Consider the following 23,045-nt stretch of genomic DNA (forward strand, 5'->3'; position numbering starts at 1 on the left):
TTGACCCTTGAAGCTGTGTGGACTGTCCCCATATAGGTTGCCAGACGCGATCGGCGAGGCCGGTCGTTCATCATTGACTGCGTGTGCGGCGATTGCGCGCAAAGACACGCCCACCCTATGACAGGAGAAAGACATGGCAGAGGAACAGAGACCGGATCTGCAGGATCAGGACGACGTGGTCGATCAGACCGTTGCGACGCCCGAAGGCGATCTTGCCGCGCGCGTAGCGAGTCTGGAAGAACAGCTGGCTACCGCTCAGGATCAGGCTCTGCGGGCGGCGGCTGATGTGCAGAATGCGCGTCGCCGTGCCGAGCAGGATGTGGAGAAGGCGCACAAGTTCGCGCTGGAGCGTTTTGCCAATGATCTGCTGCCGATCATCGATAGTCTTGAGCGCGGCCTGGAGTTGTCCAATGCTGATGATCTGGCGATCAAGCCGATGCGCGAGGGTATTGAGCTGACCCTGAAGATGTTTGCCGACACCCTGGCGCGGTTCCAGGTAGTCCCGGTTCAGCCTGAGGGCGAGCCCTTCAACCCTGAACTGCATCAGGCCATGGCGATGGAAGAAAGCACCGCGGTTGAGCCGAACACCGTACTCAAGGTGTTCCAGAAGGGCTACACCCTCAGCGGTCGTCTGCTGCGCCCGGCCATGGTCGTCGTCAGCAAGGCTCCGGCTGCGGGTGCCGCGCCCTCGATTGACGAGCAGGCTTGAAATTGATTTGGCAGCCCCCATCAAGGGCTCAAGCATAGTTGAACAGCGCCGCTGACCAAGACGCGGCAGTCAGATTCGGAGAGAAACTTATGGGCAAGATTATCGGTATCGACCTGGGGACCACCAACTCCTGTGTCTCTATTCTGGAAAACGGTTCTGCCAAGGTGATCGAGAACGCTGAGGGTGGTCGTACCACTCCGTCGATCGTCGCCTACACCAACGATGGTGAAACCCTGGTTGGCCAGTCGGCCAAGCGTCAGGCGGTTACCAACCCGCAGAACACCCTGTATGCAGTTAAGCGTCTGATCGGTCGTCGTTTTGAAGAAGACGTCGTTCAGAAAGACATCAAGCTGGTGCCGTACAAGATCGTCAAGGCGGACAATGGCGACGCCTGGGTTCAGGTAAATGACGAGAAAATGGCTCCGCCGCAGGTGTCTGCTGAAGTACTGAAGAAAATGAAGAAGACCGCCGAGGATTACCTTGGTGAGCCGGTTACCGAAGCGGTTATCACCGTTCCGGCCTACTTCAACGACAGCCAGCGTCAGGCTACCAAGGACGCTGGTCGTATCGCCGGTCTGGAAGTCAAGCGCATCATCAACGAGCCGACCGCAGCCGCACTGGCGTATGGCATGGACAAGGCGCGTGGCGACTCCACCATCGTTGTATACGATCTGGGTGGTGGTACCTTCGACGTCTCCGTGATCGAAATTGCCGAAGTGGACGGTGAGCATCAGTTCGAAGTGCTGGCCACCAATGGTGACACCTTCCTGGGTGGTGAAGATTTCGACATGCGTCTGATCGACTACCTGGCAGACGAGTTCAAGAAAGAGAACGGCGTTGATCTGCACAATGATCCGCTGGCGCTGCAGCGTCTGAAAGAAGCGGCTGAAAAGGCCAAGATCGAGCTGTCTTCCAGCCAGCAGACCGACGTCAACCTGCCGTACATCACTGCAGATGCGTCCGGTCCGAAGCACCTGAACGTCAAGGTGACGCGTGCCAAGCTGGAGTCGCTGGTTGAAGATCTGATCAAGCGCAGCATCGAGCCCTGCCGCATCGCGATGCAGGATGCCGGTCTGGATGTGTCTGACATCAACGACGTTATTCTGGTTGGTGGTCAGACTCGCATGCCGCTGGTGCAGAAGACCGTTGCCGAGTTCTTCAATAAGGAGCCGCGCAAGGACGTTAACCCGGACGAAGCGGTTGCCATCGGTGCCTCGATTCAGGGTGCGGTACTGGCCGGCGACGTGAAAGACGTGCTGCTGCTGGATGTTACTCCGCTGTCGCTGGGTATCGAAACCATGGGTGGCGTGATGACTACGCTGATCGAGAAGAACACCACCATCCCGACCAAAAAGTCGCAGGTGTTCTCGACTGCGGACGACAACCAGACTGCGGTGACCATTCACGTGCTGCAGGGTGAGCGCAAGCAGGCGAGCCAGAACAAGTCGCTGGGCCGTTTCGATCTGGCCGACATCCCGCCGGCGCAGCGTGGCGTGCCGCAGATTGAGGTCAGCTTCGACATCGATGCCAACGGTATCCTCAACGTGTCTGCCAAAGACAAGGCAACCGGCAAAGAGCAGTCCATCGTGATCAAGGCGTCCTCTGGTCTGTCGGATGACGAAATCGAGAAGATGGTGCGTGATGCCGAGGCCAACGCTGAGGAAGACCGCAAGTTCGAAGAGCTGGTAACCGTGCGCAACCAGGCCGATCAGCTGGTTCACGCGACTCGCAAGACCCTGACCGAGGCGGGCGACAAGGCGACTGATGAAGAGAAGGCTGCCATCGAAACGGCGCTGAGCGATCTGGAAGCGGCGATCAAGACCGGCGACAAGGAAGAGATCGAGGCCAAGATCAACGCCCTGTCCGAGGCATCTGGCCCGCTGGTCCAGAAGATGTATGCCGAACAGGCTCAGGCTGGCAAGGGTGAAGGCCCGGCAGCGGGCGCGGAGTCCGGTAACGATGCGGACGACGTGGTCGACGCCGAGTTCGAAGAGGTCAAGGACAACAAGTAGGTCCTTGATGAACCGGGTAGGGTGGTGCACCGACGGCATGTCCGGTGTGTTGCCCTCCAACTCTGCCTGGCAACGCGGGAGCTTCTCCCGCGTTGCCGTTTGTGCCGGGTGTCTCTGTAAGGGAAGTCGAACACATGTCCAAGCGTGATTATTACGAAGTGCTGGGGGTCGAAAAGGGCGCCAGCGAGGCCGAGCTGAAAAAGGCCTATCGCCGTCTGGCGATGAAATACCATCCGGACCGTAACCCGGATGACGAGAATGCCGAAGAGAAGTTCAAGGAAGCGACCGAAGCCTACGAAGTGCTGACCGACGCCAACAAGCGCGCCGCCTACGATCAGTATGGTCACGCCGGCGTGGATCCGAGCATGGGTGGCGGTGCCGGTGGTTTTGGCGGCGGCGGCGCCAACTTCTCCGATATCTTCGGCGATGTATTTGGTGACATTTTCGGTGGCGGCGGCGGTCGTGGACGTTCCAGCGTGCAGCGCGGCAGTGACCTGCGTTACACCCTGGAGCTGGATCTGGAAGAGGCGGTGCGCGGTACCACGGTCACCATTCGTGTGCCGACCCTGGTTGCCTGCGAAACCTGTGATGGCAGCGGTGCGAAGAAGGGCACCACGCCGACAACCTGTACCACCTGCGGTGGTCATGGTCAGGTACGCATGCAGCAGGGCTTCTTCTCGGTGCAGCAGACCTGCCCGCGCTGTCATGGTACCGGCAAGATGATTACCGATCCGTGCAAGGACTGCCACGGCAATGGTCGTGTAGAGAAGCAGAAGAACTTGTCGGTCAAGGTTCCGGCCGGTGTTGATACCGGTGACCGTATCCGCCTGGCAGGTGAAGGTGAGGCCGGTGTTAATGGCGGCCCTGCCGGTGATCTGTATGTGGTTGTTTCGGTGCGCGAGCACAAGATCTTCCAGCGTGACGGCAAGAATCTGTACTGTGAGGTGCCGATCAGCTTCGTCGATGCGGCGCTGGGCGGAGAGCTTGAGGTGCCGACCCTGGACGGTCGGGTCAAGCTGAAGATTCCCGAGGGCGCGCAAACCGGTAAGCTGTTCCGCCTGCGCGGCAAGGGTGTGACGCCAGTGCGTGGTGGTTCGGCCGGTGATCTGCTCTGCCGGGTGGTTGTCGAAACGCCGGTCAACCTGACCAAGCGTCAGCGCGAATTGCTCGAAGAGCTGCGTCAAACACTTGAGGCCGAAGGCTCGAGTCAGTCGCCTCGTGCCAAGAGCTGGTTTGATGGTGTGAAGAACTTCTTCGAAGACATGAAATTCTGAGGCAGGTGCGCAAGATGAGACGGATTGCGGTAATTGGCGCTGCCGGGCGCATGGGGAAGACGCTGATCGAGGCAATCGGTCAGACGGAAGGTGCTGCGCTGACGGCGGCGATTGAGCGCCCTGACAGTTCGCTGGTGGGCGCTGATGCGGGTGAGTTGGCCGGTTTCGGTCGCCTGGGCGTTGCGATCAGTGGTGACCTCAAGCAAGTGGTCGACGACTTTGACGTGCTGATCGACTTCACTCATCCGACCACGACGCTGGTGAATCTGCAGATTTGCCGTGATGCCGGCAAGGCGATGGTGATCGGTACTACGGGTTTCTCCGAAGCTGAAAAGGCGTTGCTCGCTGAGGCCGGCAAGCAGATCCCTATCGTCTTTGCGCCCAACTTCAGTGTTGGCGTGAACCTCTGTCTCAAGCTGCTGGACATGGCTGCGCGGGTTATGGGGGATGAGGCTGATATCGAGGTTATCGAGGCGCACCACCGTCACAAGGTCGACGCTCCATCCGGAACGGCCCTGCGCATGGGGGAGGTCGTTGCCGATGCGCTTGGTCGCAATCTGGCTGACGTGGCTGTTTATGGGCGTGAAGGGCAGACCGGTGCGCGTGACCCCAAGACCATCGGTTTTGCGACGGTTCGCGCCGGTGACGTGGTCGGAGATCACACCGTGCTGTTTGCGACCGAGGGTGAGCGAGTGGAAATCACCCACAAGGCCTCCAGTCGGATGACCTTCGCAAAGGGTGCGGTACGTTCAGCGATGTGGCTTGAGGGGCGAGGTGCGGGTCTGTTTGATATGCAGGACGTGCTCGGCTTAAAGGGCTAGGCCTTTGGTTGACGAAAAAAAGGGGTGGCCTGCTGGCCACCCCTTTTTTGTTCCTGCCACCTTAGTTGGTGCTCACGCTGGCCTCGGCCAGGTTGGCCTGTTCACGAGCCAGTTCATCGAGTGTCTGGGTGTTCTTGGTCAGGTAGAATGCGGCGATGGTGGGTACCCAGTCGGCGTGATGGTTGATCAGACGCGGCTGGATGAAGCTGTACTGCTTATCCAGGCGGTCAAAGGTGTCCTTGTGCTCGGGCATCAGTTGCTTGAGCTGACTTGAGCCCTCGTTGATGCGGTTGTCCAGCTCGACAAACAGGCCCTCGCGGCTGGGCAGGAAGTACACGCCAACCGAACTGAACATGTTGTTTTCATACAGCAGCAGAATGCGGCTGGTCTCGATGCTCTGGCGTTGCAAGGCAACCAGATTGTCCGGGCTGCCTGCGACTTCCGCTTCATAAAGCTCTGCGGCGGCATTTTCGAGGTTGCCGTGTGCCATCATGATGCGGTTGACGGTGGCCAGGCTGTAGTGCGCCTGGTCCTCGGGCAACGCTTCCAGTTCCCGGATCAGGGTCAACAGCTCGCTGTAGAGCGGGCGAAGGTTGCCGGGGTTATTCATTTGGCGCAGCAGCGAGTCCATTTGCTGCAGCGCGGAGTTGTAGATTTCGCGGTTGCCTGGCTCACGAACGCGCTCGTAGAGGTTGTTGTCGATCAGCAGGTAGGTGCCGGCCTTGAAGGCTTCGCTGCGGAACTCATGCAGCTGTTGCAGGCGTTGCGGGTCGGCGTAGGCGAGTGAGGCGATAAGCAGCAGTGGCAGCACCAGCAGGCGTTTCAAGAGCGTTGGCATGGTGAGGGTCCCCGAGTCCTTTGGTTTTTCTTGTGTTATCCGGCGCCAGGGAGGCGTCCGGTTTTGACGGTCTGCGCCGTCTGGCGTGGGCTCCTGCCCATTTTCATACACCGGCTGTTGTAACACAGAGTTGTGCGAGATTGAAGCGATTGCTGGGCCGTGATCGCGACTGCCTGCGGGAAGAGCTGGGCGTTGCGGTGTGGATATTTTGGCCTCATGTGTTTAAACTATTGCGCTAATCTGTCTATTCAGCGCGTATCTGACAATGCCTTTGCAAGCGGGATGTTGTGTTCAGCACCACATTCCCGCTTTTGTGCAGCCCGCGTTTGGTGAAATGTGTCAGTTCTTTCGGAGGTTTTCTTGTCCAAGCCAGCCATTCTCGCACTCGCCGACGGCAGTATTTTCCGCGGTGAGTCCATCGGCGCCGACGGTTCCAGTGTTGGTGAGGTCGTGTTCAATACGGCCATGACCGGTTATCAGGAGATCCTTACCGATCCCTCCTATGCGCGTCAAATCGTGACCCTGACCTACCCGCACATCGGCAACACCGGCGTGACTCCTGAGGATGTCGAGTCCGACGCAGTTCAGGCTGCCGGTCTGGTGATTCGTGACCTGCCGCTGCTGGCCAGCAACTGGCGCTGCAAGCAGTCTCTTGACGAGTATCTGCGTGAAAACAACATTGTTGCCATCGCCGGTATCGACACCCGTCGTCTGACCCGGATTCTGCGCGAGAAGGGCTCGCAGAATGGCTGCCTGCTGGCCGGAGACGATATCTCCGAGGAAAAGGCGCTTGAACTGGCGCGCAGCTTCCCTGGCCTCAAGGGCATGGATCTGGCCAAGGAAGTGTCGGTCAAGGAAAGCTATCAGTGGCGCTCCAGTGTCTGGAATCTGGAGAGCGATAGTCATCCCGAGCTGTCCGATGCCGAGTTGCCCTACCACGTTGTTGCCTTCGATTACGGCGTGAAATTCAACATTCTGCGCATGCTGGTTGCGCGCGGTTGCCGTCTGACTGTGGTGCCCGCGCAAACGCCGGCCGCCGACGTGCTGGCCCTGAACCCGGATGGCGTGTTCCTGTCCAACGGCCCGGGCGACCCGGAGCCATGTGACTACGCCATTGCTGCGATCAAGGAAATTCTGGAAACGGACATCCCGGTATTTGGTATCTGTCTCGGTCACCAACTGCTGGCACTGGCCTCCGGTGCCAAAACCGTCAAGATGGGTCATGGTCACCATGGCGCCAACCATCCTGTTCAGGATCTGGATACCGGTGTGGTGATGATCACCAGTCAGAACCACGGCTTTGCGGTTGACGAGACCAGCCTGCCGGCCAACCTGCGGCCGACCCACAAGTCGCTGTTTGACGGCACCCTGCAAGGTATCGAGCGCACCGACAAGGCGGCCTTCAGCTTCCAGGGCCACCCCGAGGCGAGCCCGGGTCCGCACGATGTGGCACCGCTGTTCGACCGTTTCATCGACGCCATGAAAAAGCGCGCCTGAACCCCGGTACACCTAGGATTTGTAAACGACTATGCCAAAACGTACAGACATTAAAAGCATTCTGATCCTCGGCGCCGGCCCTATCGTCATCGGTCAGGCCTGCGAGTTCGACTACTCCGGTGCTCAGGCCTGCAAGGCTCTGAAGGAAGAAGGTTTCCGCGTCATTCTGGTCAACTCCAACCCGGCGACCATCATGACCGACCCGGCCATGGCTGACGCCACCTACATCGAGCCGATCAAGTGGCAGACGGTTGCCAAGATCATCGAGAAAGAACGCCCGGACGCGCTGCTGCCGACCATGGGCGGCCAGACCGCGCTGAACTGCGCACTGGATCTGGAGAAGCACGGCGTGCTGGAGCAGTACGGCGTGGAAATGATTGGTGCCAACGCTGACACCATCGACAAGGCTGAAGACCGTTCGCGCTTTGACAAGGCGATGAAGGCCATTGGTCTGGAGTGCCCTCGCTCCGGTATCGCACATACCATGGCTGAGGCCTACGGTGTTTTGGAGCAGGTCGGCTTTCCGTGCATCATCCGTCCGTCGTTCACCATGGGTGGTACCGGTGGTGGTATCGCCTACAACCGTGAAGAGTTCGAGGAGATCTGCAACCGTGGTCTGGACCTGTCGCCGACCAACGAGCTGCTGATCGACGAGTCGCTGATCGGCTGGAAAGAGTACGAGATGGAAGTGGTCCGCGATAAGAAGGACAACTGCATCATCGTCTGCTCGATCGAAAACTTCGACCCGATGGGTGTTCACACCGGTGACTCCATCACTGTCGCGCCGGCCCAGACGCTGACCGACAAGGAATACCAGATCATGCGTAACGCCTCGCTGGCGGTGCTGCGTGAGATTGGTGTTGAGACTGGCGGCTCGAACGTGCAGTTCGGTATCTGCCCGGACACCGGTCGCATGGTCGTGATCGAGATGAACCCGCGGGTATCGCGTTCCTCGGCCCTGGCTTCCAAGGCCACCGGTTTCCCGATCGCCAAGATCGCGGCCAAGCTGGCTGTCGGCTACACCCTGGACGAGCTGCAGAACGACATCACCGGTGGTCGTACGCCGGCGTCCTTCGAGCCGTCCATCGATTACGTGGTTACCAAGATTCCGCGTTTCGCGTTCGAGAAATTCCCCAACGCCGATGCGCGCCTGACTACCCAGATGAAGTCGGTGGGTGAAGTGATGGCTATTGGTCGCACCTTCCAGGAGTCCGTGCAGAAAGCACTGCGCGGCCTGGAAGTGGGCGTCTGCGGTTTCGACCCCAAGGTCGATCCGGCTGCCGACGACGTAATGACCGAGCTGACCCGTGAGCTGACCGTCCCGGGTGCGGATCGCATCTGGTACGTGGCTGACGCGTTCCGCGCCGGCATGACCCTGCAGCAGGTGTTTGATCTGACCAAGATCGATACCTGGTTCCTGGTTCAGATCGAGGATCTGGTCAAGGAAGAAGAGCGGGTCAAGACGCTGGGTCTGGCTGATATCGACTACAACCTGATGTTCCGCCTCAAGCGCAAGGGCTTCTCCGACCAGCGTCTGTCGCAGCTGCTGGCGGTGAGCGAAAAGAGCCTGCGTCGTCACCGTCACAAGCTGAACGTACTGCCGGTGTACAAGCGCGTTGATACCTGTGCGGCCGAGTTTGCCACCGACACTGCTTACATGTACTCGACCTATGAAGAAGAGTGCGAGTCCAATCCGTCCAGCCGTGACAAGATCATGGTGCTGGGTGGCGGTCCGAACCGTATTGGTCAGGGTATCGAGTTTGACTACTGCTGCGTACACGCTGCGCTGGCGATGCGTGAAGATGGTTACGAAACCATCATGGTCAACTGCAACCCGGAAACCGTTTCCACCGATTACGACACCTCCGATCGCCTGTATTTCGAGCCGGTGACCCTGGAAGACGTGCTGGAAATCGTTCGCGTCGAACAGCCCAAGGGTGTGATCGTGCAGTACGGTGGTCAGACGCCGCTGAAACTGGCGCGCGCGCTGGAAGAGGCCGGCGTGCCGATCATCGGTACCAGCCCCGAGGCAATCGATCGCGCCGAAGACCGTGAGCGCTTCCAGCAGATGGTTGAGCGTCTGGCTCTGCGTCAGCCGCCGAACGGCACTGCGCGCAGCGAAGACGAAGCGTTGGCACTGTCCAAGCGTATCGGTTATCCGCTGGTGGTGCGTCCGTCCTACGTTCTGGGCGGCCGGGCGATGGAAATCGTCTACCAGGAAGAAGAGCTCAAGCGCTACATGCGCGAGGCGGTCAAGGTCTCCAATGACAGCCCGGTGCTGCTGGATCACTTCCTGAACTGCGCTATCGAAGTGGACATTGACGCGGTCTCTGACGGCAAGGATGTGGTGATCGGGGCGATCATGCAGCACATCGAACAGGCTGGCGTGCACTCTGGCGACTCGGCGTGCTCGCTGCCGCCGTATTCGCTGCCGGCGAATATCCAGGACGACATTCGCGAGCAGGTGCGCAAGATGGCACTGGAGCTGGGCGTGGTCGGCCTGATGAACGTGCAGATGGCGGTGCAGGGCGAGGACATCTACGTGATCGAGGTCAACCCGCGCGCCTCCCGTACCGTGCCGTTCGTATCCAAGTGCATCGGTCAGTCGCTGGCCAAGATTGCTGCCCGTGTCATGGCAGGCAAGACGCTGCAGGAACTGGGCTTCACTGAAGAGGTGGTGCCGCCGTACTTCAGCGTTAAGGAAGCGGTGTTCCCGTTCGCCAAGTTCCCCGGCGTAGACCCGATCCTCGGCCCTGAAATGAAGTCCACGGGTGAGGTAATGGGTGTGGGTGACAGCTTCGGTGAGGCGTTTGCCAAGTCCCAGCTGGGTTCTGGTGAAGTGCTGCCGACCAGCGGCACCGTGTTCATCAGTGTGCGTGAAGACGACAAACCGCTGGTGGTCGATGTTGCCCGCGATCTGATCGATCTGGGTTTTGAAGTGGTTGCGACCGCCGGCACTGCCAAGGTGCTGGAAGCGGCCAACCTGCCGGTACGTCGCGTGAACAAGGTGACCGAAGGGCGTCCGCATATTGTCGACATGATCAAGAACGACGAGATTGATCTGGTGATCAACACCACCGAAGGTCGCCAGTCGATTGCCGATTCCTATTCGATTCGTCGCAACGCACTGCAGCACAAGGTCTACTCGACTACCACCCTGGCAGGTGGCGAGGCGGTCTGCACTGCACTGAAATTTGGCCCGGAGCGCGCAGTGCGTCGTCTCCAGGATTTGCACAAAGGTATCTGAGTTATGAAGTACCCGATGACCAAACAGGGCGCCGAAGCTCTCGAAGTCGAACTCAAGCACCTCAAGAGTGAGCTGCGGCCGCAGATCACTCAGGCGATTGCGGAAGCTCGCGAGCTCGGCGATCTCAAGGAAAATGCCGAATACCATGCCGCGCGCGAGCAGCAAGGCATGGTCGAGGCGCGTATCCGGGACATAGAAGGTCGCCTGTCGAATGCGCAGGTGATCGACGTGACCACTATCCCGCATACCGGCAAGGTGATTTTTGGCACCACGGTGACCATTGCCAATGTCGAAACCGACGAAGAGGTGGTTTACCAGATCGTTGGTGACGACGAGGCTGACATCAAGCAGCGCAAGCTGTCGGTCAATTCACCCATCGCGCGTGCTCTCATCGGCAAGGAAGAGGGTGAGATTGTCGCGGTGAAAACACCGAGCGGTGTGGTCGAATACGAGATTGTCGAGGTCCAGCACCTGTGACGCCGGCGGCTGTCGGTAGTGGCCGCCGGGAGGGCGGTCGCGTGGTCTGGCAGCTGCTGCTGACCCTCTGGGTCGGTTCGGTATGGAGTCTGCACTTTGTCTTTTTGCCGGCGCTGGAGCACTCCGGCCTGGCGCCGTTGCTGGTTGACGATGCCGCCTTGACCCTGCGCCCGGCGGTACTGGGCATCAGTGCGGTGGCAATGCTGCTGCAATTTGTTGTGCTGGTAGTGCGTGTGCGCGGAGCCATCTGGCGTGATGTGCGGACCCAGGTTCTCGTTCTGGCGCTGGCGGCGGTGGGGGCGTTTTTCCTGTTCCGCGGTGCTGGCAATCAGCTGCTGATGCTGATGAGTTATCTGGTGGTAGCGTTCGCTGGTCTTGTGCTGGCTGTGCAGCCCCGCCCGGACGAGTCGGTGGCTGACATCTAAGGCGAACGGGGCCGAAAGGCCCCGTTGCTTTTTCAGAGGCCCTGAAAGCGCTTCAGGTTGGACAGGTTGGCGTTGGGCTTCTTGGCCCGGCGCAGCAGGATCGCCATCTTGCCGATCACCTGAACCAGTTCGGCACCGGCCTGACTGCAAGCCTCGGCAATCAGCGCCTGTTTGGCCTCGCGATCACTGACGGTAACCCTGATCTTGATCAGTTCGTGGTCGTTCAGAGCGCGGTCCAGTTCGGCCAGGACGCCTTCGCTGACACCCTGTTCGCTGATGATGACGATCGGCTTCAGGTGATGGCCGATGCGTTTGAGGTCTTTTTTCTGTGCGGAGCTGAGCGCCATAATGTTCCGTATGAAGATTCAAATGAGTGTTGATGCACTAGTTTAACCGGCGGCGTGGTCCGCTGCACGAGGTATTCCGTGGCACAGTCCAAGACAAGCAAGCGTTGGCTCAAAGAGCATTTCGATGACCCGTTCGTAAAACAGGCCCAGAAAGACGGCTACCGCTCGCGCGCAAGTTACAAGTTGCTGGAGGTTCAGGAGCGCGACCGCATTCTGAAGCCAGGCATGACCGTGCTCGATCTCGGGGCGGCCCCAGGTGGCTGGTCGCAGGTCGCGTCACGTCTGATAGGTGAAAAGGGGCGCATCATTGCATCCGACATTCTGGCCATGGATAGCATCCCCGACGTCACCTTCATCAAGGGTGATTTTACCGAGGATGCGGTATTTGAGCAGATTCTGGCTGCCATTGGTGATGCTCCGGTCGACCTTGTTATTTCCGATATGGCCCCCAATATGAGTGGGACGCCAGCAGTTGATCAGCCGCGCGCCATGTATCTGTGCGAGTTGGCACTCGACATGGCCTCGCGCGTGCTCCGGCCCGGCGGCGACTTTTTGATCAAGGTGTTTCACGGAGAGGGTTTCGATGAGTATTTCCGTGAGATGCGGGGTCAATTCGACAAGCTGCTAACGCGCAAACCCGATGCCTCGCGTGGCCGTTCGCGTGAGACCTACCTGCTGGCCCGTGGTTTCAAGGGTGGTGAACGCTGATCCGTGTGCAGCGAATCGGAACCGGAGGTTGTCCCGGGTGGTCTGTGAGGCGGCTGTTACATAGCGGGTTACACTGAAGCCAATGCCGAGGTGACCTAAACTGGTGTAATGTTGGCAGGTGGTTAAAAGACTCAGCAAGGCGCCCGCGGTCGTGCAGCGGGGCAAGAGGGTAGCAAATTGAACGATATGGCGAAGAACCTCATCCTGTGGTTGATCATTGCCGCGGTACTGGTCACGGTGATGAACAACTTCAGCAAGACCAGCGAACCGGATACGCTGAATTATTCACAGTTTCTGGAACTGGTGGAGAATCGCCAGATCGAGCGAGTGACTGTGGATGGGTACATCATCACCGGTCGTGAGCGCAGCGGGGACACCTTCAAGACCGTGCGTCCGGCCATCCAGGATAACGGCCTGATCGGTGATCTGCTGGACAACGATGTCATCATCGAGGGCAAGCAGCCGGAGCAGCAAAGCATCTGGACGCAGCTGCTGATCGCCAGCTTCCCCATTCTCATCATTATCGCCATTTTCATGTTCTTCATGCGGCAGATGCAGGGCGGTGCCGGTGGTCGCGGTGGCCCGATGAGCTTTGGCAAAAGCAAGGCGCGCATGCTGTCTGAAGACCAGGTGAAGACGACATTCGCTGACGTGGCAGGCTGCGACGAGGCGAAGGAAGACGTGCAGGAGCTGGTTGAGTTCCTGCGTGACCCGGGCAAGTTTCAGCGTCTGGGTGGGCATATTCCGCGCGGTGTGCTGATGGTTGGTCAGCCTGGTACCGGTAAGACCCTGCTGGCGAAGGCGGTTGCCGGCGAAGCCAAGGTGCCTTTCTTTACCATTTCCGGTTCTGATTTCGTCGAGATGTTCGTCGGTGTGGGTGCGTCCCGGGTGCGCGACATGTTCGAGCAGGCCAAGAAGCATGCGCCCTGCATCATCTTCATTGATGAGATCGATGCGGTCGGTCGTCACCGTGGTTCCGGAATGGGCGGCGGTCATGACGAGCGCGAGCAGACTCTGAACCAGTTGCTGGTCGAGATGGATGGCTTTGAGCCGAACGACGGCATTATCGTGATTGCTGCGACCAACCGTCCTGATGTGCTTGACCCTGCGTTGTTGCGCCCCGGCCGTTTCGACCGCCAGGTGGTGGTGGGTCTGCCGGATATCCGCGGCCGCGAGCAGATTCTCAAGGTGCACATGCGCAAGGTGCCGCTGGGCGAGGATGTGAATCCGTCGCTGATCGCGCGCGGTACGCCGGGCTTCTCCGGTGCTGATCTTGCCAACCTGGTCAACGAGGCTTCGCTGTTCGCCGCGCGCTCCAACAAGCGCTTGGTGGAGATGAGCGAGTTCGAGATGGCCAAAGACAAGATCATGATGGGCGCCGAGCGCAAGTCGATGGTCATGTCCGACAAGGAAAAGCTGAATACGGCCTACCACGAGTCCGGTCACGCCATTGTCGGACGTCTGGTGCCCGAGCATGACCCGGTCTACAAGGTCACCATCATTCCGCGCGGTCGTGCGCTGGGTGTGACCATGTTCCTGCCGGAAGAGGATCGTTACAGTCTGTCCAAGCGGGCGTTGACCAGTCAGATCTGCTCGCTGTTCGGTGGTCGTATCGCCGAGGAGATGACGCTGGGCTTTGATGGTGTGACCACCGGTGCATCAAACGACATCATGCGGGCAACCCAGTTGGCCAAGAACATGGTGACCAAGTGGGGCTTGTCCGAAAAGCTGGGCCCTCTGCTTTATGCCGAGGACGAGGATCAGGGCTTCCTTGGGCGCTCCAGCGGTGGTGGCCTGGCCGGTGTCTCCGGCGAAACCGCCAAGCAGATCGACGAAGAGGTGCGTCGCATCATTGACGAGAGCTATGCCACTGCCCGCCGTCTGCTGGAAGAAAATCGTGACAAGCTGGACATGATGGCTGAAGCCTTGATGAAGTACGAAACCATCGATACCCAGCAGATTGACGACATCATGGCAGGGCGCGTGCCCCGTGAACCGAAGGACTGGCAAGGCGATGACAAGTCCGGGCCCGGTGCTGTAGTAACGCCCGACGATGCCAAGTCGGATGTCGTTGATACCCCCAAGGGCTCCGGTCCGATCGGCGGACCTGCCGGGGAGCATTGAGGGCCTGATGCGTTCTGACAGCAACAGCTCCCGTTTGCCTTGCGGCATTCGGGAGCTTGATCTTTCTCGTGCCCATGTCATGGGCATTCTCAATGTTACGCCTGACTCCTTTTCCGATGGTGGCCGTTACAATCGTCTGGATGCTGCGTTGCTGCATGTCGAGCAGATGATTGGCGCAGGAGCGTCCCTGATCGATGTTGGGGGGGAGTCCACTCGCCCCGGCGCAGCTGTGGTCTCCGTTGAGGAGGAACTGCAGCGCGTGGTGCCGGTAGTTGAGGCTATCGCTGCTCGCTTTGACGTGGTGATTTCGGTTGATACCAGTACGCCCGAGGTGATGGTGGCGTCGGCCGCAGCCGGTGCGGGTCTGATCAATGACGTCCGTGCGCTGGAGCGCCCCGGTGCGCTCGAGGCCGCGCGCGATACCGGTTTGCCAATTTGCCTCATGCATCGCCAGGGCGAGCCGGATACCATGCAGCTCGCGCCGCGCTACGCCAGTGTGCTGGATGAGGTGAATGCGTATCTGCAGGCGCGGGTCGAGGCCTGCGAGGCGGCCGGCATTACCCGTCAGAGATTGATCCTTGATCCCGGGTTTGGTTTTGGCAAAACGCTGGAGCACAATCTGGGATTATTTGCGCGTTTGCGCGATCTGCGTCCGGCCGGGGTACCGCTGCTGGTGGGCGTGTCCAGAAAAAGCATGATTGGCCAGGCACTGGATCGGCCAGTTGATCAGCGTCTGTATGGTGGTCTTGCCCTGGCGGCCCTGGCGGTGGATGCCGGTGCGGCGATTTTGCGCGTGCATGATGTCGCTGAAACGGTCGATGTGGTGCGCATGGTTGAGGCGGTTAAAAGCGCCCGTCAGTCCTAACAATTTCAAGCGGCAGAGTCAGTTAATGGAAAAACGTTATTTTGGCACCGATGGCATTCGCGGCCGGGTAGGCAGTGCGCCGATTACCCCCGAATTCATGTTGAAGCTGGGCTGGGCCGTTGGCACGGCCTTTCGGCATCACGGTGCCTGTCGCGTGATTATCGGCAAGGATACGCGTATCTCCGGTTACATGTTCGAGTCGGCGCTGGAGGCGGGGCTGTCTGCGGCGGGTGCCCATGTTCAGTTGTTGGGGCCAATGCCTACACCCGCGATTGCCTACCTGACGCGTACCTTCATGGCTGACGTCGGTATTGTGATCAGTGCCTCTCACAATCCGTTTTACGATAATGGCATCAAGTTTTTCTCGTCGGTTGGCAGCAAGTTGCCGGACAGTCTGGAGCTCGAAATAGAGCGGCTGGTAGATGAGCCCATGACCGTGGTTGACTCTGCCCAGCTCGGCAAGGTGTCTCGCGTGGAAGATGCCTCCGGCCGCTATATCGAGTTCTGCAAGAGCAGTGTACCTACCAGCACCAGTTTCAAGGGGCTGAAAGTGGTGCTCGACTGCGCTCACGGTGCAACTTACAAGGTGGCGCCGAGCGTGTTTCGCGAGTTGGGTGCCGACGTCAGGGTGATCGGCGCGAGCCCTGACGGCCTGAATATCAATGCCGATGTCGGATCAACCCACCTGGCCGCGTTGAGTGCCGCCGTGGTCGCCGAAGGGGCGGATCTGGGTATCGCCTTTGATGGCGATGGTGATCGGGTGTTGATGGTTGATCAGTCTGGCAATGAGGTGGACGGTGATCAGCTGCTGTATATCATTGCGCTCGACCTGCACGAGCGCGGCTTGTTGCGGGGCGGAGTGGTCGGCACCCTGATGACCAATCTCGGGCTTGAGCTGGCGATGAAGGCTCGTGGCGTCGAGTTTGTGCGGGCCAATGTCGGGGATCGGTATGTTATGGCCGAGCTGCGTCAGCGCGAGTGGATCCTTGGCGGCGAATCTTCCGGCCACATCGTCTGCCTGCATCACACCTCGACTGGCGACGGCATTATTGCTGCGCTTCAGGTGCTGAAGGCGCTGCAGCGGTCGGGGCTCTCCCTGGAGCAAGCCTGCGCAGGCATGCAGAAGTGTCCGCAGAAGCTGATCAATGTACGTTACGCGCCGGGTGCCGGGTCGCCGCTGGAGCAGCAGGCGGTCAAGGATGCGGTGGCGCAGGCCGAGGCCCGTCTCGGCGACGCCGGTCGAGTGCTGTTGCGTCTGTCCGGTACCGAGCCGCTGGTGCGGGTTATGGTCGAAGGCCAGGACGCGGCTCATGTTGAGCACGAAGCTGCGGCGCTGGCCGATGTTGTAACGCGGATACTAAACGGATGAAAAAGGCAGTTGTGTCACTGATACAACTTGGTTAAGATTGGCGCCCGCTTGGGGAGAGAGGTTTGGCATGCGACGTCCGCTAGTTGCCGGCAACTGGAAAATGCACGGTTCTCGGCAGTCTGTAGATGCCTTGCTGAATGGTCTGGTCGAGCAGGAGTGGCCTGAAGGGGTTGAGCTGATGATTGCTCCCCCGGCACTGTATATTGATCGTTGTGTCGGTCGTCTGCAGGGCTCGCCGCTGTCGGTTGGAGGTCAGACCTGTGCCACACAGGCTGAGCCGGGCGCACTGACTGGTGAGATTTCACCGGCGCAACTTCGGGATGCAGGATGTGGCTATGTCCTCGTTGGTCATTCCGAGCGCAGGACCCTGTTCGGTGAGTCTGACGCGGTTGTCTGTAAAAAGTTTGCTGCTGCGCTTGCCTGTGGATTGCGCCCCGTATTGTGTGTTGGCGAGAGCCAGGCTGAACGGGATGCCGGCCAGACGGCTGATGTGGTTGCACGTCAGTTGCAGGTTATTCTCGATGCCTTTGGTGTTGGTGGTCTGGCAGAGGGCGTAGTTGCGTATGAGCCTGTGTGGGCTATCGGAACTGGCTTGACTGCGAGTCCTGAGCAGGCTCAGGATGTGCACGCCATGATTCGAGCCAGGCTGGCGATGCTGGATGACGCGCAGGCGCAAGATGTGCGGATTGTTTATGGCGGTAGTGTAAAGGCGGACAATGCAGAGGCGTTGTTCTCCATGCCGGATATCGACGGGGGGCTCATTGGTGGAGCTTCTCTGAACGCAGAAGAATTCGGTGCGATCGCTCGCGCCGCTGGACGAGTGTAATGATTGAGACCGTGATTGTAGTGCTGCACCTGCTGGTTGCCATTGCCGTAGTCGGCCTGGTTCTGATGCAGCAGGGCAAGGGTGCGGAAGCGGGTGCCTCCTTTGGTTCCGGTGCCTCCGCAACCGTATTCGGCAGTCAGGGTTCGGGCACCTTTCTGAGTCGCCTGACTGCGATTCTGGCTGCGGTGTTCTTTGTGACTTCTCTGGGGCTGGCTTACTATGCCAGCCACAAGGCGGACGCGGCTGTCGAGGCTGGTCTGCCGGCTCCGGCCCTGCAGGTTGAGCAGCAGGCTCCGGCGCTGATTGATGAGGATGTGCCGGTGCTGGAGCAGGATGTTGCTCCATCGGATGTGCCGGAGTCGATTGGGGAAGAGGTTCCGTCGGCGGCTGAATAAGTCTCGGCACTGGTAGTACAGGTTTTGCGGAAGTGGTGGAATTGGTAGACACGCTATCTTGAGGGGGTAGTGCCTTAGGGTGTATGGGTTCGAGTCCCATCTTCCGCACCATCTACAGGGGTCTGATGTATCAGGCCCCTGTTTCTTTTTCAGGGGTGAATAGGTGTGCCGGTTGTCATGTTGCGCCGGTAGACGTATAATTCACGCCCTAGATTCGACGCGGGGTGGAGCAGTCTGGTAGCTCGTCGGGCTCATAACCCGAAGGTCGTAGGTTCAAATCCTGCCCCCGCAACCAGTATCAAAGGGCCCCTTTTAAGGGGCTTTTTGTTAGGTTTTTGCCGCGGTTCATTTCCTTTTGGCTGCGGAGCTAACGGTCTCTGGGCTTCGTTTTTGCGAAGCGGCCAGACTCACGATGGGCTTAAGGCCCATTTTTTATTCATGCGACAAATATAGGCGGTGAGCGTGTCCGGCAAAGTGACTGAGTTGGAGACCCTGCTGGTCCCGGTCGTCGAGGCATTGGGGTACACCTGCTGGGGTATTGAGTATCTGTCCCAGGGGAAACACACCCTGCTGCGCGTATATATTGATCATCCGGATGGCGTCAGTGTCGAAGCCTGCGCCGCCGTCAGTCGTCAGGCCAGCGCTGTGCTGGATGTCGAAGATCCGATTTCCGGCGACTATACCCTGGAGGTTTCCTCCCCGGGCATGGACCGTCCCCTGTTCACGCTGCAGCAGTATCTGGACTGCACCGGCGAGCAGGCAAAGATCAGGCTGCGTACCCCTTATGAGGGGCGCCGTAATTTTCAGGGTGTGATTCGCGGAGTGGAGGGTGACGAGGTCATTCTGCAGGTAGGCGAGCACGAGTACCTGCTGCCCATCGATTCGATCGACAAGGGCAATATCATTCCGCGTTTTTGAACAAATTTCGGGCTGAACGAGCCCAATGGACGGCGTTAGGCGAGGCATACGATGAGCAAAGAAGTGTTGCTGGTTGTGGAATCCGTTTCCAACGAAAAGGGTGTACCACCCGGTGTAATCTTTGAAGCGCTTGAGCTGGCATTGGCAACGGCGACCAAAAAGCGTTACGAAGATGAAGTGGATGTGCGCGTGTCGATCAATCGGCACACCGGTGACTATGAAACATTCCGTCGTTGGGCGGTGGTGGCGGATGAGGATTTTGACGACCCGGCCATCCAGCTGACTCTGGATCAGGCTCAGGAGCGCGATTCTGCGCTCAACATTGGTGACCAGTACGAAGAAAAGATCGAGTCGGTCGAGTTCGGTCGTATCGCTGCGCAGATTGCCAAGCAGGTTATCGTGCAGAAGGTTCGCGAAGCCGAGCGCGCTCAGGTGGTTGACGCTTATCGTGATCGACTGGGCGAAATCATCAGCGGTACTGTAAAGAAGGTGACACGTGACAGCGTCATCGTCGACCTGGGCAACAATGCCGAAGCCGTTCTGCCGCGTGAAGAAATGATCCCGCGTGAGACGTTCCGCACCGGCACCCGTATCCGTGCCCTGCTCAAGGATATCCGCACCGAGAACCGCGGCCCGCAGCTGGTGCTGTCACGTGCCTGCCCGGAGATGATCATCGAGCTGTTCCGCATTGAAGTGCCGGAAATCGCCGAGGAACTGATCGAGGTGATGGGCGCTGCCCGTGACCCGGGGTCGCGTGCCAAGATCGCTGTGCGTTCCAAGGACAAGCGCATCGATCCGCAAGGGGCCTGTATCGGTATGCGCGGTTCGCGCGTTCAGGCCGTATCCGGCGAACTGGGCGGCGAGCGCGTCGATATTGTCCTCTGGGACGATAACCTGGCTCAATTTGTCATCAATGCCATGGCCCCGGCGGAAGTCGCGTCCATCATTCTTGACGAGGATACCCAGACCATTGATCTGGCGGTTGCCGAAGACAACCTGGCGCAAGCCATTGGCCGTAATGGCCAGAACGTTCGTTTGGCCAGTCAGCTGACCGGCTGGACCCTGAACGTCATGACTGAAGACGATATCCGTGCCAAGCAGGAAGCCGAGACCGGCGACGTGCTGCGCAACTTCGTCGACGAGCTGGATGTCGATGAGGAAGTGGCACAGATGTTGGTCGAAGAAGGTTTCACCACGCTGGAAGAAGTTGCCTACGTGCCGATGGAGGAACTGCTCGAGATCGATGGCTTTGATGAAGACATCGTCAACGAGCTGCGCGCCCGCGCCAAGGACCGTCTGCTGACCAAGGCGATTGCCAACGAGGAGAAGCTCGAAGAAGCACAGCCGGCTGACGACCTGCTGAATATGGATGGTATGGATCGGGCGCTGGCCTTCCAGCTGGCGGCCAACGGCATCCTGACAATGGAAGATCTGGCCGAGCAGTCCGTGGACGACCTGCTCGACATCGACGGTATCGATGAAGAGCGTGCTGCGGCTTTGATCATGGCAGCCCGCGCCCCCTGGTTTGAATAACCGGTCGGAATCGACGAGATCCCCCTGCGGAGACGCACGGACCCGACTGAGGAGAGAAGTGAATGGCGGAAGTGACGGTCAAACAATTGGCTGACGAAGTAGGTACTCCGGTAGAGCGCCTGCTGCAACAGATGCAGGAAGCGGGTTTGCCGCAAACAGGTCCTGCCCAAGCGGTCAGTGATGACGAAAAGCAGGCCCTGCTGGCGTTTCTGAAAAGCGCCCATGGCGACTCCGGCTCGGAGCCGCGCAAGATTACCCTCAAGCGCAAGACGGTCAGCACCCTGAAGGTTGCCGGCAGCAAGACGGTCAACGTCGAAGTGCGCAAGAAACGCACTTACGTCAAGCGCGAACCGGCCGACCTGGAGGCCGAACGCCAGCGCGAGCTGGAGCAGCTGCGTGCCGCCGAAGACGCGCGTCAGCAGGCTGCCGAGGCCGAGGCCAAGCGTCAGGCTGAGGAAGCTGCCCGTATTGAAGCAGAGGCCGAGGCCAAGCGTCAGGCTGAAGCGGCGGCTGTCGCTGCCGTTGCACAACCTGCAGCTGCGGCTGTAGAAGCTGCGCCGGCTCCTCAGCCGACCGAAGCGGCGCAGGCTGCCGCCGAGCACCACAAGAAGAAAGAAGAAAGCCGCCGCAAGGCCCGCGAAGAGGAAGAAGAGCGTGGTCGCAAGCGTGCTGGCGGTCATGGCGGGAAGGACAAGGCGCGTCATGCTCCGCGTATTTCTGTTGATGACGAAGCTGAAACCCGTCGCCGTGGCGGCGGTGGCAAGCTGAAGGCGGGCAAGAAGCGCAATCAGCACGGCTTCGAGAAGCCGACCGGTCCGGTTGTGCGTGAAGTCGTGATCGGCGAGACCATCACTGTGGCCGAGCTGGCGCAGAAGATGTCGGTCAAGGCGGCTGAAGTCATCAAGTACATGTTCAAGAACGGCACCATGGTCACCATCAACCAGGTGCTGGATCAGGACACTGCATCCATCGTTGCCGAAGACATGGGCCACAAGGTCAAGCAGGTCCGCGAGAGCGACCTGGAAGACAAACTGGTCGAGTCGCTGGCCCACGAAGGTGAAGAAGTCAGCCGTGCGCCGGTCGTCACAGTAATGGGTCACGTTGACCACGGTAAGACTTCGCTGCTGGATTACATCCGCCGTGCCAAGGTGGCTTCCGGTGAAGCCGGTGGTATCACCCAGCACATCGGTGCATATCACGTTGAAACCGACCGTGGCATGGTTACCTTCCTGGATACCCCCGGCCACGCTGCGTTTACCGCGATGCGTGCCCGTGGTGCCAAGGCAACCGATATCGTGATTCTGGTGGTTGCCGCCGACGACGGCGTGATGCCGCAGACCGAGGAAGCGATTCAGCACGCCAAGGCGGCTGGTGTTCCGGTGGTTGTCGCCATCAACAAGATGGACAAGGAAGATGCCGATCCGGATCGTATCAAGAACGATCTGGCTGCCCGTGACGTTATTCCGGAAGAATGGGGTGGCGACACCATGTTTGTTCCGGTTTCCGCCAAGGCCGGTACCGGCATCGAAGAGTTGCTCGAAGCTGTTCTGCTGCAGGCCGAAGTCCTTGAGCTCAAGGCTCAGCCTTCTGCACCCGGTCGGGGTGTCGTCGTTGAATCCCGTCTCGACAAGGGCCGTGGCCCGGTTGCTACCGTGCTGGTTCAGAATGGCACCCTGCGTCAGGGTGACGTTGTACTCGCCGGTGTAAACTACGGCCGCGTTCGGGCAATGCTCGACGAGAACGGTCAGCCGATCAAGGAAGCCGGCCCGTCCATTCCGGTCGAGATTCTCGGTCTTGATGGCACGCCGGACGCCGGTGACGAACTCAACGTCGTTGTCGACGAGAAGAAGGCCCGCGAAGTCGCTCTGTTCCGTCAGGGCAAGTTCCGCGAGATCAAGCTGGCTCGTCAGCACTCGGCCAAGCTGGAAAACATGTTCGAAAGCATGGGCCAGGACGAGAAGAAGACCCTCAATATCGTGCTCAAGGCCGACGTGCGCGGTTCGCTGGAAGCGCTGCAGGGCTCGCTGGTCGACCTGGGCAACGACGAAGTACAGGTCAAGATTGTCTCCGGCGGTGTAGGTGGTATCACCGAGACCGACGCCAACCTGGCGCTGGCGTCCAACGCGGTGATCTTCGGTTTCAACGTTCGTGCCGATGCAACTGCACGCAAGATCGTTGAGAGCGAAGGTCTGGATCTGCGCTACTACAGCGTGATCTACGAGATCATCGATGACGTCAAGAAAGCACTGTCCGGTATGCTCGGCAGCGATGTCCGCGAGCAGATCCTAGGGGTTGCCGAAGTACGTGACGTGTTCCGTTCGCCGAAGTTCGGCGCGGTAGCCGGTTGTATGGTCATCGAGGGAACTGTGTACCGTAACCGTCCGATCCGCGTTCTGCGCGAAGACGTCGTTATCTACGAAGGCGAACTGGAATCCCTGCGTCGCTTCAAGGATGACGTGGGCGAAGTGCGTAACGGCATGGAGTGCGGTATCGGCGTCAAGAACTACAACGACGTTCGTCCCGGTGACCGTATCGAGGTCTTCGAGCGTGTTCAGGTTCAGCGCAGTCTGTAACACTACAGCGGCGTTCCTGCGGGGCGCCGCCTGACATTCGCGACAAACTCCGGGCTGCCAGGCAGCCCGGAGTTTGTTGCTTGAGAC

The 23,045-nt window shown here is 59.4% G+C and carries 19 protein-coding genes and 2 tRNA genes; 19 read left to right on the forward strand and 2 right to left on the reverse strand.

The features are described from left to right. The first annotated feature begins 133 nt into the window (after positions 1 to 133). From grpE to dapB, 4 genes are all read left to right on the forward strand, one after another. Complete coding sequence (grpE, locus tag B7O88_RS12775; protein WP_088276367.1) at positions 134 to 709, forward strand: nucleotide exchange factor GrpE; 576 nt, start codon at positions 134 to 136, stop codon at positions 707 to 709. An 89-nt stretch (positions 710 to 798) separates the two neighbouring features. Continuing rightward, on the forward strand, positions 799 to 2,721 hold the full coding sequence (gene dnaK / locus B7O88_RS12780) for a molecular chaperone DnaK (protein ID WP_088276368.1): 1,923 nt from the start codon (positions 799 to 801) through the stop codon (positions 2,719 to 2,721). A gap of 134 nt (positions 2,722 to 2,855) precedes the next feature. Continuing rightward, a complete protein-coding gene (gene dnaJ, locus B7O88_RS12785; protein ID WP_088276369.1) occupies positions 2,856 to 3,995 on the forward strand; it encodes a molecular chaperone DnaJ in 1,140 nt (379 codons plus the stop codon). A 14-nt stretch (positions 3,996 to 4,009) separates the two neighbouring features. Continuing rightward, positions 4,010 to 4,816 carry a 4-hydroxy-tetrahydrodipicolinate reductase gene (dapB, locus tag B7O88_RS12790; RefSeq protein ID WP_088276370.1) on the forward strand — a complete coding sequence of 269 codons (807 nt, stop codon included), beginning with the start codon at positions 4,010 to 4,012 and terminating at the stop codon, positions 4,814 to 4,816. A gap of 61 nt (positions 4,817 to 4,877) precedes the next feature. On the opposite strand, the gene B7O88_RS12795 is transcribed toward dapB, so the two are convergent. Continuing rightward, the gene (locus B7O88_RS12795) at positions 4,878 to 5,654 is read right to left on the reverse strand and encodes a hypothetical protein (RefSeq protein WP_088276371.1); all 777 of its coding nucleotides are present in this window, start codon (positions 5,652 to 5,654) and stop codon (positions 4,878 to 4,880) included. A gap of 360 nt (positions 5,655 to 6,014) precedes the next feature. On the opposite strand from B7O88_RS12795, the gene carA reads away from it, so the two are divergent. The 4 genes from carA to B7O88_RS12815 are packed head-to-tail and all read left to right on the forward strand — an operon-like array spanning position 6,015 to position 11,300. Continuing rightward, positions 6,015 to 7,151 carry a glutamine-hydrolyzing carbamoyl-phosphate synthase small subunit gene (gene carA, locus B7O88_RS12800; protein ID WP_088276372.1) on the forward strand — a complete coding sequence of 379 codons (1,137 nt, stop codon included), beginning with the start codon at positions 6,015 to 6,017 and terminating at the stop codon, positions 7,149 to 7,151. 31 nt (positions 7,152 to 7,182) lie between these two features. Next, positions 7,183 to 10,398, forward strand: a complete 3,216-nt coding sequence (gene carB / locus B7O88_RS12805; protein ID WP_088276374.1) for a carbamoyl-phosphate synthase large subunit — start codon at positions 7,183 to 7,185, stop codon at positions 10,396 to 10,398. A 3-nt stretch (positions 10,399 to 10,401) separates the two neighbouring features. Then, complete coding sequence (gene greA / locus B7O88_RS12810; protein WP_088276375.1) at positions 10,402 to 10,875, forward strand: transcription elongation factor GreA; 474 nt, start codon at positions 10,402 to 10,404, stop codon at positions 10,873 to 10,875. Between the two features lie 41 nt (positions 10,876 to 10,916). Beyond that, on the forward strand, positions 10,917 to 11,300 hold the full coding sequence (locus B7O88_RS12815; RefSeq protein WP_088276376.1) for a hypothetical protein: 384 nt from the start codon (positions 10,917 to 10,919) through the stop codon (positions 11,298 to 11,300). A 32-nt stretch (positions 11,301 to 11,332) separates the two neighbouring features. Here B7O88_RS12815 and yhbY read toward each other — a convergent pair whose 3' ends face one another. Further along, positions 11,333 to 11,647, reverse strand: a complete 315-nt coding sequence (gene yhbY, locus B7O88_RS12820) for a ribosome assembly RNA-binding protein YhbY (RefSeq protein ID WP_088276377.1) — start codon at positions 11,645 to 11,647, stop codon at positions 11,333 to 11,335. A gap of 78 nt (positions 11,648 to 11,725) precedes the next feature. Here yhbY and rlmE point away from each other — a divergent pair, with 78 nt between their 5' ends. From rlmE to infB, 11 genes are all read left to right on the forward strand, one after another. After that, positions 11,726 to 12,355, forward strand: a complete 630-nt coding sequence (gene rlmE / locus B7O88_RS12825; RefSeq protein ID WP_088276378.1) for a 23S rRNA (uridine(2552)-2'-O)-methyltransferase RlmE — start codon at positions 11,726 to 11,728, stop codon at positions 12,353 to 12,355. A 186-nt stretch (positions 12,356 to 12,541) separates the two neighbouring features. Beyond that, positions 12,542 to 14,479, forward strand: a complete 1,938-nt coding sequence (gene ftsH, locus B7O88_RS12830; protein WP_088276379.1) for an ATP-dependent zinc metalloprotease FtsH — start codon at positions 12,542 to 12,544, stop codon at positions 14,477 to 14,479. A gap of 7 nt (positions 14,480 to 14,486) precedes the next feature. Beyond that, positions 14,487 to 15,344 carry a dihydropteroate synthase gene (gene folP / locus B7O88_RS12835; protein WP_088276381.1) on the forward strand — a complete coding sequence of 286 codons (858 nt, stop codon included), beginning with the start codon at positions 14,487 to 14,489 and terminating at the stop codon, positions 15,342 to 15,344. 25 nt (positions 15,345 to 15,369) lie between these two features. After that, the gene (glmM, locus tag B7O88_RS12840) at positions 15,370 to 16,713 is read left to right on the forward strand and encodes a phosphoglucosamine mutase (protein WP_088276382.1); all 1,344 of its coding nucleotides are present in this window, start codon (positions 15,370 to 15,372) and stop codon (positions 16,711 to 16,713) included. A 67-nt stretch (positions 16,714 to 16,780) separates the two neighbouring features. After that, positions 16,781 to 17,539: a triose-phosphate isomerase gene (tpiA, locus tag B7O88_RS12845; protein ID WP_088276383.1), complete on the forward strand. Its 759-nt coding sequence runs from the start codon at positions 16,781 to 16,783 to the stop codon at positions 17,537 to 17,539. Beyond that, positions 17,539 to 17,934 (forward strand): preprotein translocase subunit SecG, encoded by a 396-nt coding sequence (secG, locus tag B7O88_RS12850; RefSeq protein WP_088276384.1) that lies wholly within the window; start codon positions 17,539 to 17,541, stop codon positions 17,932 to 17,934. The genes tpiA and secG overlap by 1 nt, the downstream gene beginning before the upstream one ends. 26 nt (positions 17,935 to 17,960) lie before the next feature. Then, a tRNA-Leu gene (locus B7O88_RS12855) sits at positions 17,961 to 18,045 on the forward strand. A gap of 107 nt (positions 18,046 to 18,152) precedes the next feature. Then, positions 18,153 to 18,229: transfer RNA gene (locus B7O88_RS12860), tRNA-Met, on the forward strand. A gap of 167 nt (positions 18,230 to 18,396) precedes the next feature. After that, on the forward strand, positions 18,397 to 18,852 hold the full coding sequence (gene rimP, locus B7O88_RS12865) for a ribosome maturation factor RimP (protein ID WP_088276385.1): 456 nt from the start codon (positions 18,397 to 18,399) through the stop codon (positions 18,850 to 18,852). 51 nt (positions 18,853 to 18,903) lie between these two features. Then, the gene (gene nusA / locus B7O88_RS12870) at positions 18,904 to 20,385 is read left to right on the forward strand and encodes a transcription termination factor NusA (protein ID WP_088276386.1); all 1,482 of its coding nucleotides are present in this window, start codon (positions 18,904 to 18,906) and stop codon (positions 20,383 to 20,385) included. 62 nt (positions 20,386 to 20,447) lie between these two features. Then, positions 20,448 to 22,958 carry a translation initiation factor IF-2 gene (gene infB / locus B7O88_RS12875; protein ID WP_088276387.1) on the forward strand — a complete coding sequence of 837 codons (2,511 nt, stop codon included), beginning with the start codon at positions 20,448 to 20,450 and terminating at the stop codon, positions 22,956 to 22,958. Positions 22,959 to 23,045 lie beyond the last annotated feature (87 nt).

The sequence above is a fragment of the Halopseudomonas aestusnigri genome (assembly GCF_002197985.1).
GTDB lineage: Bacteria > Pseudomonadota > Gammaproteobacteria > Pseudomonadales > Pseudomonadaceae > Halopseudomonas > Halopseudomonas aestusnigri.